The organism is Pedobacter sp. ASV1-7 (genome assembly GCF_040203335.1).
Lineage (GTDB): Bacteria > Bacteroidota > Bacteroidia > Sphingobacteriales > Sphingobacteriaceae > Pedobacter.
Genome location: NZ_JBEHBV010000001.1, coordinates 507534 through 525930, shown reverse-complemented (window position 1 = coordinate 525930; position 18397 = coordinate 507534). Strand labels below are relative to the sequence as shown.

The 18397-nt window shown below is 37.0% G+C and carries 11 protein-coding genes; 3 read left to right on the top strand and 8 right to left on the bottom strand.

The window, feature by feature from the left end; all coding sequences use genetic code 11:
• Nucleotides 1-8: 8 nt before the first annotated feature.
• The 4 genes from ABDJ41_RS02320 to ABDJ41_RS02305 all read right to left on the bottom strand — a co-directional run bounded on the left by ABDJ41_RS02320 (nt 9) and on the right by ABDJ41_RS02305 (nt 7516).
• Nucleotides 9-3485 (bottom strand): TonB-dependent receptor, encoded by a 3477-nt coding sequence (locus tag ABDJ41_RS02320; protein ID WP_349784127.1) that lies wholly within the window; start codon nt 3483-3485, stop codon nt 9-11.
• 61 nt (nt 3486-3546) lie between these two features.
• Nucleotides 3547-5721: a sialidase family protein gene (locus ABDJ41_RS02315; protein WP_349784126.1), complete on the bottom strand. Its 2175-nt coding sequence runs from the start codon at nt 5719-5721 to the stop codon at nt 3547-3549.
• 69 nt (nt 5722-5790) lie between these two features.
• On the bottom strand, nt 5791-6933 hold the full coding sequence (locus tag ABDJ41_RS02310) for a FecR family protein (protein WP_349784125.1): 1143 nt from the start codon (nt 6931-6933) through the stop codon (nt 5791-5793).
• A 40-nt stretch (nt 6934-6973) separates the two neighbouring features.
• Entirely contained in the window at nt 6974-7516 is a 543-nt protein-coding gene (locus ABDJ41_RS02305; protein WP_349784124.1) for an RNA polymerase sigma factor, read from the bottom strand.
• A gap of 321 nt (nt 7517-7837) precedes the next feature.
• Between ABDJ41_RS02305 and ABDJ41_RS02300 the strand changes: the two genes are divergently transcribed.
• Nucleotides 7838-9280: an amino acid permease gene (locus ABDJ41_RS02300; RefSeq protein WP_349784123.1), complete on the top strand. Its 1443-nt coding sequence runs from the start codon at nt 7838-7840 to the stop codon at nt 9278-9280.
• A gap of 37 nt (nt 9281-9317) precedes the next feature.
• Here the strand turns inward: ABDJ41_RS02300 and ABDJ41_RS02295 are convergent, their stop codons facing one another.
• The 4 genes from ABDJ41_RS02295 to ABDJ41_RS02280 all read right to left on the bottom strand — a co-directional run bounded on the left by ABDJ41_RS02295 (nt 9318) and on the right by ABDJ41_RS02280 (nt 16382).
• Nucleotides 9318-11045: a RagB/SusD family nutrient uptake outer membrane protein gene (locus ABDJ41_RS02295; RefSeq protein WP_349784122.1), complete on the bottom strand. Its 1728-nt coding sequence runs from the start codon at nt 11043-11045 to the stop codon at nt 9318-9320.
• A 9-nt stretch (nt 11046-11054) separates the two neighbouring features.
• Nucleotides 11055-14573 carry a TonB-dependent receptor gene (locus ABDJ41_RS02290; RefSeq protein WP_349784121.1) on the bottom strand — a complete coding sequence of 1173 codons (3519 nt, stop codon included), beginning with the start codon at nt 14571-14573 and terminating at the stop codon, nt 11055-11057.
• A 142-nt stretch (nt 14574-14715) separates the two neighbouring features.
• On the bottom strand, nt 14716-15711 hold the full coding sequence (locus ABDJ41_RS02285) for a FecR family protein (RefSeq protein WP_349784120.1): 996 nt from the start codon (nt 15709-15711) through the stop codon (nt 14716-14718).
• A gap of 86 nt (nt 15712-15797) precedes the next feature.
• Nucleotides 15798-16382 (bottom strand): RNA polymerase sigma-70 factor, encoded by a 585-nt coding sequence (locus ABDJ41_RS02280; protein ID WP_349784119.1) that lies wholly within the window; start codon nt 16380-16382, stop codon nt 15798-15800.
• A 117-nt stretch (nt 16383-16499) separates the two neighbouring features.
• On the opposite strand from ABDJ41_RS02280, the gene ABDJ41_RS02275 reads away from it, so the two are divergent.
• Nucleotides 16500-17102 (top strand): RNA polymerase sigma factor, encoded by a 603-nt coding sequence (locus ABDJ41_RS02275; protein ID WP_349784118.1) that lies wholly within the window; start codon nt 16500-16502, stop codon nt 17100-17102.
• Nucleotides 17103-17211: 109 nt separating this feature from the next.
• On the top strand, nt 17212-18396 hold the full coding sequence (locus ABDJ41_RS02270; protein ID WP_349784117.1) for a FecR family protein: 1185 nt from the start codon (nt 17212-17214) through the stop codon (nt 18394-18396).
• The last annotated feature ends 1 nt before the right edge of the window (nt 18397 follow it).

Sequence of the window (18397 nt, the reverse complement as noted above, 5' to 3'; positions counted from 1 at the left end):
TTTTCAAATTAAAAAGATGTTTTAAATCCTAGTGTGAATATTTTCATACGTGGATAGGATGAGTAATCCAATCCCGGAGTTAATGCACTATTACGTGTAGAAACTTCCGGATCCATTCCTGAGTAATTTGTCCAGGTAAATAGATTTTGAGCAGAGGCATATATGCTTACATCTTCTACTTTAAGCTTTTTAGTAAGTGTAGATGGAAGCGAATAAGATAGCGCTACTGTTTTAAGACGTAAATAAGAACCATCTTCAAGTGTTCTGGAACTATAGTAGCCACTTGGCCCCTGTCCTTTTGCCCTCGGAATATTACTATTCTGATTCTCGAAAGTCCAACGGTTTGCATAAGTTGCAAATTGGTTTAGAGCAGACCTGCTAGCATCATTTCCTTCCAGATAAATGCGGTTTGCATTCATCACATCATTACCGTACGACCATTGGAAGAAAACATTCAGACTAAATGATTTGTAAGAAAAGTTATTATTAAAGCCTCCGGTATGAATGGGTAAACCCCGGCCAATAATTACATTATCCTGTAGATTTACCACACCGTCACCATTAACATCTACATACTTAATATCACCAGGATTGATAACTGAACTGCCGTTGGTAGGAATCCCCTTTTTTAAGGTATATGTTCTGGCACTGTGTTGTATAGAAGGATCACTATTATTCTGCCATGTAAAATCATCAATCTGATATAATCCATCAAACATTAATCCATAGAATTGTGCGATTGGACCACCTAACTGGGCAATGAAAAGATTGGTTTGACCATGATTGCCCCAACTTACGGTATTCAGTAACCTTGTCTCATCTTCTGCTAATGCAAGGATCTTATTTTTATTAAAGCTGATATTGAAATCAGATTCCCATTTAAAAGATTTACCATTTATGTTTATAGTTGAAAGACTAAATTCGAAGCCTTGATTACTTACCTTTCCTATATTTTTGAAAATGTTAGAATAACCGCTACTATAAGGAACATTAGCTCTAAGCAATAAATCTCTGGTCGTTTTTTTATACCAGTCAACGGTAAGGTTAACTCTATTTTTGAATAATGCTAAATCTAAACCCAGATCAATTTGTTCTGTTGTTTCCCATTTTAAATTCTTATTCCCAAAAGTGTTTAGTTGGATACCTTGACTAACCGAATTCCCAAAAGAATAATAAGCAGTATATGGTAAGCCCATTTCAGAGAAAATCGCATAATTACCGATCCTATTGTTACCCGTGAGACCATAGCTTGTTCTTAATTTAGCGTCGCTAATGAAATTCAAGCTATTCATAAATGCCTCATTTTTTAACTTCCATGCAAATGCTGCAGAAGGGAAATAACTCCATCTGTTCTCTTTGGCGAACTTGCTTGATCCATCAGATCTAAGTGATGCTGTAAGTAAATATTTATCATTTAATGAATAATCTACACGTCCCAGATAAGACATTAAATAATTTTCTGAGATTGTAGCTGTATTGGCTCCGGGAGTTCCTTCGTCGATACCATAAAGACCCAACAGTTCATTTGGAACATACTCTCCAGACAATCCAAATCTTTTAAAGATATCACCTTGTATAGTCCAGCCAATTAAACCTGTTAAAGACTGACCTTTTTTTAGTTTAGGTCTATAGGTAAGTGTATTTTCATTAACCCAGGTTTTATAATTTGTAAAGCGAATACCACCGTTAACTCCTTTGGTATTTGCAGTAGATAGCGAGCTACCCCTTGATGTTAAAGCATTGTAAAAACTACTTTCTTCTAATGTTCTGGAATTGAGTCCCCCCTTAACTTTGAGGGTAAGATTAGGTAAAATTTTATACCAAGCGTTGCCATTAAAATTAAAATTCTCGTTACTTCTATCGTTTACAGAATTGCTGTAATCGATAATGGGATTGAAACGGGCGTCATTTCCATCTTCATCTAAAAATTCATTTTCAAGATTCACTGTACTTCCATACGCATTTAATGGACGATATCCCCAAACCCTATACAACAAAAAACTAGCATAAGGTTGAGTTCCTGAAGTATTGGTAGATGCTAAATCACCATAGCTTTTATCCTTGGCATAATTAACCTGAAGGTTAAAACTTAGCTTTTTATTTGCATTATGATTGAAATAAGCCCTGCCTTGATAACGATTAAATCCTGAATTAATAATTGCCCCTTGATGTTCAGTAATATTGCCGGAAATAGAAAATTTCGTTGAAGTATTACCACCATTTATGGCCAGACTATGGTTTTGTACTAACCCATCCCTGAATAATTTATCCTGCCAATCTATGCCCTTAACATCTTTATAATATTCAGAAGTTATACCATCCTTTAAAAAAGCCTTTTCTGCATAAACCGGATCAAACTCTGCCTGATATTTTACAAACTCATAAGGGCTCATCAGATCCATCTTTTCCGTTACCTTTTGTATTCCAAAATTCGCATCATAGGAAAAGGTAGTCTTACCAACTTTACCATCCTTTGTTTCAATAACCACCACTCCATTTGCTCCACGTGAGCCATATATTGCTGTTGCAGAAGCATCCTTTAAGATATTAATTGATTTAATATCCTGTGCATTTATTGATGCCAAACCAGGATCCTCCATGGGAAAGCCATCAATTACATACAAAGGAGAATTACTTTGGGTAAGGGAGTTGCCTCCTCTAATTACAATGTTAGAAGGACTTCCTGGCTGCCCTTCATTACTAGTCACCTGTACACCGGCAACCCGACCTGCAAGAGCCTGATCAAAAGTAGCAACAGGTGCCTTTTGTATATCCTTCACTTTCACCTCTGCAACAGACCCCGTTAAGTCACTTCTTTTAACCTCTCCATATCCAATGATCACCACTTCATCTAAGGCACTAGTGCTAGGTTTAAGCTTGATCGGATCATTATTAATATTTGCCACAGGTACATCGATGGGACTATAGCCGACATACATAAAAGTTAAAACATCAGATTTTGACACGCGGATAGAAAAATTACCATTTCTATCAGTTACCGCCATTCGATTCCTTTCACCTTTAACGACTATCGAAACGCCTATAAGAGTTTCATTAGTCTCTGAGTCGGCCACTTTCCCTTTAAGCAGGTAAGTGTTTTCTTGTTTATTTGCTGGAATAGCTGGAGCGGGTTTATTATTGAGTACGATCACTTTATCTCTGCGAATTTCATATCCAATATTTTTACCTTTCAACAAGGTATTTAAGACTATACCCAAACTGGTATTTTTCAAGTCAATACTTACTTTTTCTTTATCATTTAAAAGTTGATTGTTGTAAAACACAGTAAGGCCTGTTTGCTTTTTAATTTGTAGAAAGGCTTGGGCTAAGGTGATATTTGCTCCCTTTACACTTAATTTTACGTCATCTCCTTTATCTTGCCCAAAAGCTCCTGCACTAATAAAGCATGCTAGATAAGAGTAAACAAGAGCCAATTTGAAGACGTGGCCCATTGGGCTCGTGCTAATAAGTTTCATTTTTCCCATCGGAAACTGGATTATTTGATTTAATATTAATACCCATTGAGTGTCAATTAGGGTGAGTATTTTAAAATTTAAAAGTGAATTGTTCTTTACCAATCCTGAGATAACTGACATGTAGACTGGTTTTATTTTGCAGCGGTATGGAGTATCTATTGTATCCTTTATTAAGTAGAACTTTTTGCTTGCTAATGATCTTTCCGTAAATATCACGAATTATGAGTTCTCCTTCCGGAACATTAGACCGATCCCAAAAGAAGACTACTTCTGCATTACCATTCTCTGCATTTCGGTAAGCCGTTAACTTTTTCTTGTTTAAAGTTTTATTACCTATTGAAGGGCTTTCATTTGCCTTAATAGCTGACAACAAAGTTGCGGGTGTATAATCTGCATAATTCTCGAGCCGACCAAAAGTAATGAAGTTTGAATCATGGCTTCTTGGTACGCCATCGCCATAAGCTGTTCTGGAAAGATAGATGATATTGTTACCGTCGAATTGCCAGTCAGGATATTGAAAGCCTGTCAGTTCAATTGATTTTGTCGCACTAAGATTTTGATCATCCTCAATCAAGGTTTTAGCCAGATGCCAGGTATTAAGATCCGCAGAAGCATATAATGCCATTACGTTACGTTGATTGGATTCGACTCCGTTGGTATTGTCATTAAGCATTGCCCAATAGATATTCGTTGATGTATCTTTTCTGATTACGAATTTGCAGGAACCACCGGGAAAAGTAAAGAAATTACTGGGAGAGAAGGTTGCTGTCTGTCCGCTATTTGTGATTTCTATTTTCCCTGATCTATCGAAGAAAGGTGTAGAGTTTACTCTTAGTATATCCCATATTTTTCCATCCGGTCCTTCTACCATATTGCCTTCTACCCATCCTGTAGTACTAGCTGAACCAGCAGGATCCCAGGCACTATTAAAGGCTATTTCATTGCTCTTAGTCCATTTTGTTGCATCAAGCAGGTCATCATTTTCGTCAATAGATATCGTAAATGCTCTGTATCCTCTATACCCAGATAATGTATTGTCTTCCAGGTTTTCGAATGCACGGTATAATCTGCCGCCTGACTTTAGTACAGGTGTCGGAGCTCCATGATAACGTGGGGCAGTGCCTGATGCACCTTCATTAAATAATAAACCTGTGGATGCAGAAATTGGTTGCGTCCATGTAAGCCCGGCATCTGTTGTTTTACGAATAGCGATGCTACCCATAGCAGCACTAGTACCCAGCAGATAAACAGCACCTTTATGTTCAAAAAGATTGGCCCAATACATCCCCGAGATATTAGATACAAGCGACCAGCTAACTCCATTATCGGTTGATTTATAGACACTCGTATAATTCGATCTTCCTTGAGCATCACGAGGGCGGTTTGGGCCAAAATAATCATGAGCAACTAAAAGAGTCCCATTAGCAAGTTTCAGAATAGTTGGACTACCCACATATATATTGCTTGCGGGTGGCTGGTATTTAACAACACTAATCCATTGAGATGGCCCTTCCGCAGCGTTACCGGTCAGTTCAATATCGTCAAAATCTATAATTGCATTCGGAGCACCAGAAGGATAAACAAACTTAAATTTATTAATGCTTGTTCCAGCAGTTGTTGCAGCACCTTCGTTAATTACCTGCTCATTCCCTACCCAAAGGTCAAACTTATCATCAGCTACCATTGCCTTTTTTCCATTTGGTGTCGTATATATTTTTGGAATAGTATCACCAGTATTATTGACATAAAGGGTAACAGTTTGTGCCCCTACATACTCTTTACTATTGATAGAGAATTTTGCCTCTGAGGAGGAGACTAAGAGTTTGATATTAAATTTTGTGTGAATACTTGCGGCTACAGGTGCTGTGACCTGGCTAGGGTTTGAAAAACCAACATCGGTACCATCACCCAGGTAAAATGTGGCATCATAGCTTTGATTATCGTTCACTGTAGCAGGAACAGATACATTAAGCTTAAACTGCATTTTCACAAAATCCGGAGCACTGCTCGCCATAATTGTACTTCGAACAAAAAAAGCCGAAGATGCTCCATTTTTAGAGAACCTCAAAGCATTATTTGTGATTGTGGATGGGGCATTCCCAAAATTACTAATACCGTCTAATAAATTAGCTGAGGAACCAATATATGCAGTTCTATTAGTGGAAGAATTAAAGTCTTGTTTAAAAATTTGCCCTTCCGCATAACTGGTATGCAGAGCAAGAAAAGCCAGTAAAATTTTTCTCATTGCTTGTTTAAATTTGGTTACTACAACAACTACACAAGCAGATTGAAATTGGGTGATAAAGAAATGAATTTATTTTAGAATAAGTTTATTACCTGTTAAATGATACTGGATGTTACTTGAAGTCTCAAGATCTTTTAGAAATCCGGGAAGCTGAGTCTTTTCTAACATTCCTGATAAGCGCAACTCCCTCAGTTTAGGGCTCTCAACAATAACGCTAAGGCCAAACCAACGATTAATCACTTCGGAAAGTTCTTCAATTCTTGCATTCTGAAAATAATAAATTCCATTTATCCAGCTAAGTACATATTCTTTGTCAAAATCATTCTTAGAAAATCCTGAAGAAGAATCATAAACACCCTGCTCTCCAGGCTTTAATTTCATAGGGGTCTGATGGTTTGCACTAAGCAATACTGATCCTTCTACCAGCGATGTCTTAGTTGTAATACCATCATAAGTATTGACATTAAATTTAGTGCCCAGCACTTTAATATCAGATTGTTTCGTGTGTACAATAAATGGCCGGGAACTATCTTTTGCTACTTCCAGGAAAGCCTCCCCTTCTAAATAAACTTCACGGCTTTTTCCGTTGAAACGAATTGGGAAACGAAGTTTGGAAACAGAGTTTAGCCTTACTTTTGTACCATCAGATAAAGTAACCTGATAATCTTGTTTGGCGGGCACAGAAAGTGTAGTAAACAAAGCATTTTGCTCCCCTTCTATTCCCTCCAGACCTTTATTAGAGGTGCGAAGCTTGATGCCACCGTAGTTAATCTGCTGATTTTTCTCTTCTTTACTTAATGTGACAAACTCTCCATTTTCTAATTGGAGTTGTATTTGATTAGCATCTGCTTTTGTCTTATTGTGAACGAGCGTTTCTTTATTGGTATTGTAATTTTCTAAGCCAAACCAAATAGATAAACCAGCAACAATTAATATACTGGCAGCAGCTGCATATATCCTGAAACTATTTTTCCTTTTTTGTGCTTGTTGTACCCGATTTTTTAAAACCTCTAAATCTGACTCGGGCTGAATAGTTTCTATAAATTTTTCAGCACCTAAAAATGCGCTTTGCCGTTCCAACTCATCCCAAATGGTTTGATTAGCTATATCAGCCTTTAGTATTTTTTGCAAATGGATCTCATCTTCCGAGCTTAATGTGCCAGTCAGTTTCTCCATATATAATTGACGAATATAGTCTTGATCAGTTATCATTAATCTTAATACACCAAAAAGGCTGTTTCAGGTTAGTTTTTCAAAATAAATTTAGTGTTTCCCGTAAACTTTTAAGTCCGGTTTTCAAATGTGTTTTCAAAGAGTTGATACTAATGCCCATAATATCTGCAGCTTCCTTATATTTTTTATCCTGAAGGTAAACAAGCTTTAATGCTTCTTTCCTCTGTTTAGATAAGTCGTTAAGTGCTCCATCCAATTTATTGTATATTCTATCAGTAGTACTTGTATCTTCTTGCAAAGCACTATGGTTAAGCAGGGCTTCGGTAAACTTATCTTGTCTTTTGGATTGAGTTTCTTGTTGTCGTATATAGTTTAGACATTTGTTTTGCACCGAACGAAATAGATAGCCTTTAATGTCACCATTTAAGCGTAAGTATATATTCTTCTCCCAGATTTCTAAAAAAAATACTTGTACCAGATCTTTGGCTTCTTGCTCATCACGCAGATAGAAATAGGCATTAACACAAAGTAGCTTATAGTATTTTAAAAAAATAGCATCATAAGCTTTCGTGTCACCCGTCTTTAGCTGTTGCAACAATTGCTGGTCAGACTGAATGTTCATATCACTAGGGTTACCAGGTATTCAATGTAATTTAGCCCTATAATATTGCATATTTTTCAATACAGCAATAGGCTTGCAAATTTATAATTTGGTTAATATCATTTCATGAGATACCAAATATATAGTCTACCCAGAATTGTTCTCTTACTTTTTTTGTCCTTTTTGTATGATATATTATCATTATTTAATCTTACTAAGAGCTAAAAAGCCAAGTACATCAATTATATTTTATACAGTTTAAATAATGGAAAAAGTAAAATATCAATATAAGTTCTCATTTTTGGTAAAATTTCGAGTTACAATTAACAAATACCAGAAAAATTGAGATCAACTACCGAAAAGCCTGAAGAGCAGAAACTCAAAAGAGGCTTACAAAACAGACATATTCAATTAATTGCCCTTGGTGGTGCCATAGGGACGGGGTTATTTCTAGGTATTGGTCCGGCAGCAGTATTGGCTGGTCCTTCGGTAATCCTTGGTTACACACTTGCGGGTATTATTGCCTTTTTCATTATGCGTCAGTTAGGTGAAATGGTAGTGGAAGAACCTGTTTCTGGTAGTTTCAGCCATTTTGCCAATAAATACTGGGGGCACTTTGCAGGGTTTGCTTCAGGTTGGAACTATTGGGTATTATATATCCTGGTAAGTATGTCTGAGTTGACTGCCATTGGTATTTATGTACATTTTTGGTGGCCTGAGATCCCATTATGGTCATCCAGCCTATTCTTCTTTATAGTTATAAATGCCTTAAACCTCACTTCTGTGAAAGTATATGGTGAGGTAGAATTCTGGTTCTCCATCATAAAAGTTCTGGCCATTATTGCTATGATCATTTTTGGGATTTATTTACTTTTTAGCGGCCACGGAGGAGAACAAGCGACCATTCAAAATCTATGGAATGATGGAGGTTTTTTTGCTAAAGGATGGTTTAGCGCCGATGGGAAAGGAGGTTTTCAGGGATTGTTTGCCGCAATTGCACTCATCATGTTTTCATTTGGCGGACTAGAACTGATTGGGATAACTGCAGCTGAAGCTGATCAGCCAGAGAAAACAATACCGAAGGCCACTAATCAGGTGATTTACCGGATTTTGATTTTTTATGTAGGTGCGCTTGTCATCCTGTTTTCTTTATCTCCCTGGAAAAACATTACTACTGATAGTAGTCCTTTTGTAATGGTGTTTGAAAGTTTAAAGGGCTTTCAGTTTACCCTTTTGGGCAAAACAATTTACTTTACCAGTGTGATTGCTAATGCACTTAACCTGATTGTACTAACCGCAGCATTGTCTGTTTACAATAGCTGCGTTTATAGTAATAGTAGAATGTTATATGGATTGGCGGAACAGGGAAATGCACCTTCTTTTTTATCAAAGCTGAATAAAAACTCGGCACCTATAAATGCAATTCTAATATCAAGTTTGTTTGCTGCGATATGTATTATCATTAACAAGATCATGCCGGAAAAGGCATTGGAGATTTTGATGTCATTGGTCGTATCTTCACTAATTATCAATTGGCTAATGATCAGTATTACCCATTTGAAATTTAGAAGAAGTAAAGATGCAGATCAGATAAAAACCAAATTCCCCTCTTTTATATATCCACTATCGAACTATATATGCCTTGTATTTTTAGTAGGGATTTTAGTGATTATGTGGATAACAGGTTTGAAGATATCTGTTGAACTAATTCCAGGATGGATATTATTATTGTACATCTGCTATGTGTTGGTTAACCGAAGCAAAAGCAATAAAGCGATTAAGTAAAACATGAGCTTTACTTAATCGCTTTAGAGATTTATACTTATTCCCAGCCCGGGTTTTGTGTCAGAACTGTAGGATTTAATACTCTTTCACTTTGTGGGATTGAATTTAAGTAATCGCGTCTTAGCACAAAGCCATAACCAACAGGGGCGATATTTTTGTACGGATCAAGAAAACCGTTTGCATCAACCGGCAATGTGTTGTTTGCAATTTGGGCAGCAAAGAGCCCTTTTGGCCTTTTACCAAAAATCAGCTCGTCAGCAGCAGCCCATCGCTGGATGTCAAAAAACCTGAACCCTTCCAAAGATAGCTCAACCCTACGTTCGCGTCTGATTTCATTGATCAGTGGTGAAAGCAATGGAAAGTCCCATGATGGATCAGGTGTAATATTATTCATATCCAAATTTGGCATCCCTACTCGGTCTCTAAGCTTTTTAATCGTCTTGTTAATATCATCTTGAGTAAGCGTACCTAATTCTGCTTTAGCCTCTACATAATTCAGTAATACTTCTGCATACCTGTAAACAATAGAAGGAGTTTCTTCATACTGTTGAACATGAAAAATCATGTTTGGATTGTATCCTTTCAACACCAGATATCCTGTCGGCGCATTATAATCCCCTCCTGAATTTAGCTTGTCATAAACTTCTTTCCAGTATTTAATCGGTGCACCCTCAGTAATTTTCCAAATCTCATCCGGTGAAGCAATGGTTTGAAAAAAGCGTGGGTCACGATTCTGACCTTCAGTTTTTATTGTAGAATAACCATTAAAAAGCGGACTAACTGATATTGGTTTTCCATCAGTACACAAATAAGAATCCGCTAACTGTTTTGTAATGGTATTTCCTGCAGGAGTTTCCATCCTGAAATTTCTATCATTTACAAATGCAGGAGCTCCTCGTGTTAATCCATTATCGTACTTCTTCCAAAACATAACTTCAATATTAGAAGCGTAGTCACGCAGAGAAAATAGCCCCTTATAATCAGTTGCTGCATTGCCGGTTGAATAAATATCATATTTATTGGAATTCATGACTTCCTCTGCAGCTTTTACAGCCTTGTCAAAATATTTATTCGGATTCGCATTAGCTACGGCAAAATCCCCCCCATTATGATACTTTTCCCATGAGCCCTCATATAATGCAACCCTACTCTGCATCAGTAAAGCCATCCATTTATTTACCCTTGATGCACCTGTAGTTTTATCTGCAGTGAGATACTTTGCCGCGGAATCCAATGATGCAATAATATGATCAGCAACAATGTTTCGGGGGTCTCTGGCTTTATAAAGTTCTGGAGAATCAGCAAATAGTTCAGTAGTTACCAATTGTATATCTCCATAACTTTGCATAAGTGAAAAATAACTTAGCGCCCTGAAGAAATAGGCTTCTCCCAGATACTGCTTGTACTGATCTAAAGTGTAACCTTTTTCTACTCTTTTGTAGTGGTCAAAAAAGTAGTTTACATTTCTTACATTGACAAAATCTATTTTTCCTGTTATGGTCAATACCCTTGACCCCTGTAGCCTTGGGTCAATAGCTGACCTGATCTCATTATCGGTACCAAAATCACTCCCATGATTACCATATATTGGGAACATGGTGTTGGTGTAAAATTGATTTACATAAGTCTTAAGCTCGTCAGGAGTCTTAAAATAATCCTTGGCGAGTACTTCATCTAAAGGCTTTAAATTTAAAAAATCCTTTTTGCATCCGGTTAGGGCTATCCCCAAAACCATGAAACTGATAATTATTTTTAAAGATTTCATAATAGTTAGTTAAAAGGTTAAGTTAAAACCCATAATCAGAAATTTAGAAATTGGATAGGTTGCCTGTACTGAATTGCCAGTATTTCCAGCGAATACAGTTTCAGGATCAAGCGTCTTAGGTAAGCTGGTGAAAGTCAAAAGGTTTTCTCCAGAAACAAAAAACCTGGCCTTTTGCATGAACACTTTATTGGCAAATTTCTGAGGCAATGTATAACCCAGCGTAACATTTTTTAATCGCAAGTACGCTCCATTAAGTACATATCTGGTTTGAGTTTTTCGGTTTTTATCCATTTGCTGAGCATTAAAATAAGGCTTTGCAAAATAAGCATCTGTATTTGGACCTAATATATTTGTTTCATCAGCAGGCCTCCAGTAATCTAGTGATGGGGAATCTTTAAGAATTGAAGATGATGCGAACGCTGCAGTCAGACCGTAAAACAAACTTGAGTTAGCATGGGGATAATAATCTTGTTTTGCTACACCTTGCCAGAACATATTGAAATCAAAAGCTTTCCAGCTAACACCTCCATTAAAGCCAAAATTAAACCTTGGAGAAGTATTACCAATGACTTTTAAATCTCCGTGATCACCTAGTGTTCTTGAACCTTCAGTAACAGCATCATCACCTGTAATATCCTTATATTTCATGTCGCCTGGTCCCCAGGTAGGATAAATTTTAGTTTGATCAGGCATAGCATCTGCCTCTCCCTGAGTTTGAATCAGACCATCAGTTACAAAGCCCCAGATTTCCCCATTGTTTTTACCTGCATACCAGGTATCGATACCTCCTTTTGGATTTTTATATTTTAAAATCTTCATCTTGTTATCACCCAATGTAAATCTTACGTTATAGGCGAGGTCAGCAGAAATACGATCATTCCAACTCACAGACAATTCAAAACCTTTGGTACCCAGGGAAGCATTGTTTAGTCCTGGAGGATCGGTTCCTAAAAGAGAAGGTAATAATTCCGTTGGTCCGATCATATCGTCTGTTTTCCTATCATACCAGTCAAAGTTTAAACCCAAACGATTATTAAGTAATCCCGCATCTAATCCAAAGTTCAGTGTAGTAATGGTTTCCCATGTTAAACCGGGAATGAGCTGACCCGGTGGAAGTATATACGGAGGTCTTTGCCCATCAATGATCCAATTTGTATTAGGAACACCTGTAACTCTTAACAAATAAAGATAGTTATTGTCATTATTTTGATTGCCCAATGATCCATATGATGCTCTTAATTTCAACATATTTACATAAGGCGCTATAGGTTTCCAGAAATCTTCTTTAGAAATGTTATATCCGGCTGATGCCGATGGGAAAAAACCCCATCTCGACCCCTCTCCAAATCGGGAAGAACCATTATAACGCGCACTAAACTCCAACAAAAATTTCTCTTTGAAGTTATAGTTTAAACGGCCAAAAACACCTTGTGTTGACCAATGATATATATTGTCTTCAGCAATTTTATCACCTAGAGATGTACTTATGGATGGAACGTCCTCTGTGATCAGATTTGTACCTGTTGCTTTGAGATCATAATAAGTCTTTAAGTCTTGCTCATATCCAGCCAACACTTTAAAGTAATGATCATTAATCGTTTTTTCGTAGGAAGAGACTACGTTGAATAATGAATATATTGGTTGTGAAAAACTCGCCTGATAACTCGTAACAGGCTTCCCGATATTCCCGAATTTACCATTCCCAAGTTCTACCAAAACTGGCTTAGGGTTAACAGCCCCTCTGCTTGTTATCACATTGTGATTATATGACACATTCGTTTTCCAACCTTTTACAGGTTCAAACTCTCCTCCAAGTGCCAAAAGCAGATCATTGGTTTCCGTTCTATCTCTTCCCCCGTCCTGCATCATTCTGACCAATGGGTTTTGAATGGTCCCGTTTATATTATACATAGGCGTCATCGGAGACCAGGTGATGAATTCACCAAAAGTATGCTCTCTTAACACAGTCGTTATACCTAATGGATAGTCAGACTTGCTTTTTGCGTATTTAAAGCTAGAATTAACTTTCAGCCAATTCGTAATTTTTGCATCAACATTAGCCAGAAAGTTATACCTATTATAGCTATCGTTACCATAGTTATATAGACCCTCATTATCAACATATCCAGCCGCCATATAATATTGTATATTCTCACTTCCCCCAGATACATTAACATTATGTTTCTGATTAAATGAATAGTCCCTAAACATCAGTCTTGCCCAGTCATTGTTTGCATTACCATTTCTTCTGCCCAGAAAAACGGTATTAATCGGATTATTAGGATCATATTCAGTCGTATACGTACCTGCCAGGTAGCCTTTAATGCGTTCCATCTGTTCATTTGGATATGTTGGAGGAAGCAAGGCATTTGCACTGGCCTGATTATAGGCAGTTGCCCAGGTCAAAGAGTTTTCCTGACTAATTCTTTTTGCCGGAGATGCAAATGACAGGTTATTGTTATATTGAATATTGACCTTTTCCCCCTTATTGCCTCTTTTTGTTGTGATCAAGACCACACCAAAAGGAGCTCTTGATCCGTAAATTGCTGATGCTGAAGCATCCTTTAAGACAGAAACACTTTCAATAGATTCAGGATCTATGCTATTGAGATCAACCTCCACACCATCAACTAAAATTAGAGGGCTATCCTTTCCATTAATCGAACCGCCCCCCCTGATATTCCATTTACTTAAAGCTCCTGGCTCTCCTCCTCTCGAATTCATTGAAATGTTAAGACTCGGTGACGTACCCTTTAAAAGATCGGCAACATTTGCAGCAGGTCTGTTTGCTAATTGTTCGCCTGAAACAACATCAACCGATCCAGTAAGGTTGGTTTTCTTTTGTGTGCCATACCCCACAACAACAACATCATCTAAGGATTTGGAATCTTCTTCCAAACTCAAATTAATAGAAGCCCGATTATTTACTGGCACCTCACGCGTTACATAACCAATATAGGTAAAAACCAATGTACCATTCCCATCAGGTAAGCTAAGTGAATAACTACCATTTGCATCTGTACTTGCGGCAACTTTAGTGCCCTTTAGTTTGACACTAACACCAATCAGTGGCAATCCGTCCTTATCTGCTACTTTTCCCGTAACCTTGAATTGAGTTTGTTCGATTACAGGTTGTACGTTAACCAATGCAGCGGGAGTTTTAGCTGCACTTTTTCCAAGTACGATGCGATCGTCAAATGCCTCGTAAGAAATCCCGTTTGCATTCAACAGTCTGTCGAGCACAGAACCCAGTTTCTGGCCACTAACGGTTAGAGAAACTTTCTGATCTATTTTGATTACATCCTTGCTGTAAACGAACTTAACATCTGCTTTTTGTTCCAATACCCTTAAGGCAACTTCTAACCTATCATCAGCAACCGATATTGTTACCGGTCTATCCAATACAGTCTGGGCCTTGATTTCTTTGGCAAAAGATATACTAGTGAATAAAACCGCTATGACTAGTTGTCTTAGTGTATTCTTCATAACCCCGGACCATGTATTATTATTTTGTAAATTAATTTTCATAAGATCATTAGTTTTTTCTGTTAAAATGAGACAATTCAGTTAAAACTGACCAGGTAAATTTTACCCTTCTACTCCGAAGCAAAGCACTACGGATTTTAGGTTTAGAAGTAATCTTCTTGTTAATCATGTTGGTTCTTTTAGTTTAGTTGTTTAAAATTATTTGGTTATCATTTATTTCATATTTCAGATTCAGGGATTTTTCCAGCATTTCCAAAATTGCTGGCAGGCTCTGATCTGTAAAATCTGCTGTTAAGGAATAATTAAGGAGTGATTCGTCTGTACTATTGATATTCATCATGAATTTTTTATTGAGTATTTTAAGAACATCTCTAAGTGGTACATTATCAAATGACAAAGTTGTCTTTTGCCAAATGCGTACAGGAGATTTTTTAAGCTCTTCTCCTTTCTTTAGTAAATTATCAGCCTTAAAAAAGGTAGCTTTCTGATCCTGCGTTAACATGATCTGAGCATTATCATCCTGTTCCTGAAGACGTACAGACACCTTTCCTGTTACCACCGACACTTCTTCCTGAACACCTTCAACTGACCTCACAAGAAAACTGGTCCCCCATACCCGGGTGACTATATTGTCGCTATAAATAATAAAGGGCCTGTTAGCATCGGGAGTGACTTCGAAAAAAGCTTCACCATGCATATGGAGTTCCCTACTGGCTGCCAGAAATTTTCTTGGATACACAATTTTGCTGTTCGGATTCAACCATACAATGCTGCTGTCTTCAAGCATCACTTTTTGAATACTTTTTGAGGTATTAAAGACAACTATTTCTGCTGACATAGATCTCAACGGGGATATAGTATCGCTACTCCTAAAGAGAAATAATCCCACTACCAACAATACCGTTGCTGCAATTCCGGTTATTATATAGGTATTTTTATTTGAACTTCTATTTCTGTTAACTATTGCTTGACTTGCTTCTAAATCGGCAGAGATATTTTTCCTGATGCGCGAAATTAAACGCTGTCTAAGCTGCTGCAACTGTTCGGGAGTTAGAAAATCAATAATATCCTGATCCTCATCAAAAGAATTATACCACTCATGGAGTCTCTGAATTTCCTGCGGACTGCATTCATCATTCAAATACTTCTTAACTAACTTTTGCAAAACATCATCGTTCATATGGAGCTTTTCTATATATTCAGTTTATATGCTTACTTATATAGACAGTTTGCTCCCTCCTGACCCTTACTCAGTAGAGAAAAAAATTAAAAAAATGTGATTACAATAATGATAATACTGGAAGTATGTGTCTTAAGCCTGACTTTTAATCGCTTGATAGCCTTTGTAAGATGACCTTCAACCGTTTTTTCGGAGATACTAAGTAATGCTGCAATTTCGTGGTTAACAATATGCTGATTACGGCTAAGTTCATAGACAGACCGGCATTGCGGCGGGAGATTATTCACTTCTTTTTCAAGATTTCTTTTTAAATCATTGAAAAGAATAGTGTCTTCAGTAGAGTTGTCATATGCATGTGCAGGATCCAGAGAATTTTTATAAGATTCCCTTACAGATTCTTTTTGAAAATGATTGAGTACCAAATAGCGTACAGTGGTCAAAAGATAACCAGACAGTGAAGTATGAATTTGAATATTCTCTCTTTTAGACCACAAAAGGGTAAATAAATCCTGAACGATTTCCTCAGTCTTTTCATGAGATTTTAAACGTTTATAAGCGGCTGAATATAAGACCGACCAATAACGATTAAAGATTTCTTCAAAAGCTTGATTATCGCTCTTAACGAGCAATGCACACAGTTCCATATCAGAAAGCTTTTTGAGGTTCCTCATAAATTAAATCTAAGTAAAAAAACAGATCATTTGATCTTAAACTTAAATTTAATAATTTAACGGTTTCATAACCACAACCAAATAGAAACCTCATGCCTGAACAAATCTTTACCTCAAATGATGAAGCCGTTTGACCCATTTACTGAGAAGCAGCTTTTGATAAAACTTCAAAAAGGAGATGAGCAAGCATTTGCTGAAATTTACAACGAATACAAAAGAAGACTTGCCGTAAACTTAATGCGACTTTTAAAGTCAAGGGAAATAGTAGATGAAGCTTTACAGGATATTTTCTTAAAACTCTGGAATAATCGTGCGAAAATTGATCCTGATTCTTCTATTCGTGGCTATTTGTTTCGGATAGCAGAAAATCAAGTGATGGATTTCTTCCGCCAGGTTGCCCGTGATGAAAAAATGAAAAGTTCACTCCAAATGACTTTCCATAATACTAATGACAATCCCGAACAGCAGCTAATGACAAAAGAAAAGCTACAAATGCTACAAAAAGTGATTGAGCTACTCCCGCCACAACGAAAAAAGGTTTTCATTCTCTGCAAAATAGAAAACAAGTCATACGAAGAGGTCAGCTCATTATTAAATATTTCTACAACAACCATAAACGATCATATCACACGCGCCAATATTTTTTTAAAACAGCATTTTCCAACAAATGCAATGATTCAATTATTAATCACTTTGGCCATAACTACATTCAACGAATAGATAAAACAATCAAACTCATTATCAATGAGTTAAAATAAATCCAAGGTTTTTTTTATACCCAAGCCGTTGATATCTCTGCCTTAAGCGTATTGCTGTATAAAAAAGAGCTGTGAAATCCAACGAAGACATCATCATCTTATTTAATAAGTATCTTAATTCTCAATGCACGAATGCTGAGTTGGATATTTTGCTTCAGTACTTTGAGATGGAATTCCATGAAAGTACTTTACGGGAACTCGTTCAAAAGGAACTCGACCAGTTTGTTGATGAACAGAAACAAGATTCTGATATTGAAGATCTATTACAGAATGTTGATAGAAAACTTTTTGAACAGATCCATCAACATAAAACTAAACGACCATTTAGTCATTATGCCATTGCTGCAAGTGTCTTGATCGCGGTTTCCATAGGCTTCTATTTCATACCATTCAAAACCATTAAGGAGACTCCCGTTACTCTGGTTAAGGATATCCCACCAGGTGGTAATCAGGCAACCCTTAAACTTAGTGATGGTAGTACCATTGTGCTAGACCAGGCAAACGTTGGAGTGATTTCAGAATCATCTGACATTCGTATTTCTAAAACTGATGAAGGACTAATCGAGTACCATGTAGGGAAAACAAATATTCCAGCTTCTGCTGTTTCTTACAATACGATTTCCACACCAAAAGGCGGGCAATATAAAGTCATTTTACCAGATGGTTCAAGTGTATGGCTCAATGCAGCCTCTTCGCTAAAATACCCGACAAGATTTATCGGTGATAACCGACATGTAGAACTAAGTGGCGAAGGGTATTTTGAAATCGCAAAAGACGCAAAAAAACCATTCATTGTCAAAAGCCAGGGACAGGAAATCACCGTTTTAGGTACCCATTTTAATGTAAATGCTTATCAGGACGAGGGAACAACAAAAACCACTTTATTAGAAGGGAGTGTCCGGATTGACATAGCATCCAGTAAATTATCTAAGTTACTAAGCCCTAATCAACAGGCTTTGGTGAATAACCATTCTATAAAGGTGTCAGATGTTAAGCCTGAAGAAGCCGTTGCCTGGAAAAATGGCCAATTTCTGTTTAAGAACACTGACTTAAAAAACATACTGCACCAGTTGGAACGCTGGTATAATGTAGAGGCCGACTTTTCTAATCTTCCTGATAACAGGTTCTTTGGCAAGATTGAAAGGGATGTTAACATATCCAGTGTTCTGGAAATGCTTGAAATTAGTAGCAACCTAAAATTTAAAATCGTTCCCGATGCTTCGGGTAAAGAAAGGAGACTTATGCTTAAAAATTAAC

What these genes read in the sequence shown, in the direction of transcription:
- ABDJ41_RS02275 (WP_349784118.1), top strand. Translation starts at nt 16,500, where the DNA reads ATGATGAAGCCGTTTGACCCATTTACTGAGAAGCAGCTTTTGATAAAA.
- ABDJ41_RS02280 (WP_349784119.1), bottom strand. Translation starts at nt 16,382, where the DNA reads ATGAGGAACCTCAAAAAGCTTTCTGATATGGAACTGTGTGCATTGCTC.
- ABDJ41_RS02305 (WP_349784124.1), bottom strand. Translation starts at nt 7,516, where the DNA reads ATGAACATTCAGTCTGACCAGCAATTGTTGCAACAGCTAAAGACGGGT.
- ABDJ41_RS02310 (WP_349784125.1), bottom strand. Translation starts at nt 6,933, where the DNA reads ATGATAACTGATCAAGACTATATTCGTCAATTATATATGGAGAAACTG.
- ABDJ41_RS02315 (WP_349784126.1), bottom strand. Translation starts at nt 5,721, where the DNA reads ATGAGAAAAATTTTACTGGCTTTTCTTGCTCTGCATACCAGTTATGCG.
- ABDJ41_RS02295 (WP_349784122.1), bottom strand. Translation starts at nt 11,045, where the DNA reads ATGAAATCTTTAAAAATAATTATCAGTTTCATGGTTTTGGGGATAGCC.
- ABDJ41_RS02285 (WP_349784120.1), bottom strand. Translation starts at nt 15,711, where the DNA reads ATGAACGATGATGTTTTGCAAAAGTTAGTTAAGAAGTATTTGAATGAT.
- ABDJ41_RS02320 (WP_349784127.1), bottom strand. Translation starts at nt 3,485, where the DNA reads ATGGGAAAAATGAAACTTATTAGCACGAGCCCAATGGGCCACGTCTTC.
- ABDJ41_RS02290 (WP_349784121.1), bottom strand. Translation starts at nt 14,573, where the DNA reads ATGAAAATTAATTTACAAAATAATAATACATGGTCCGGGGTTATGAAG.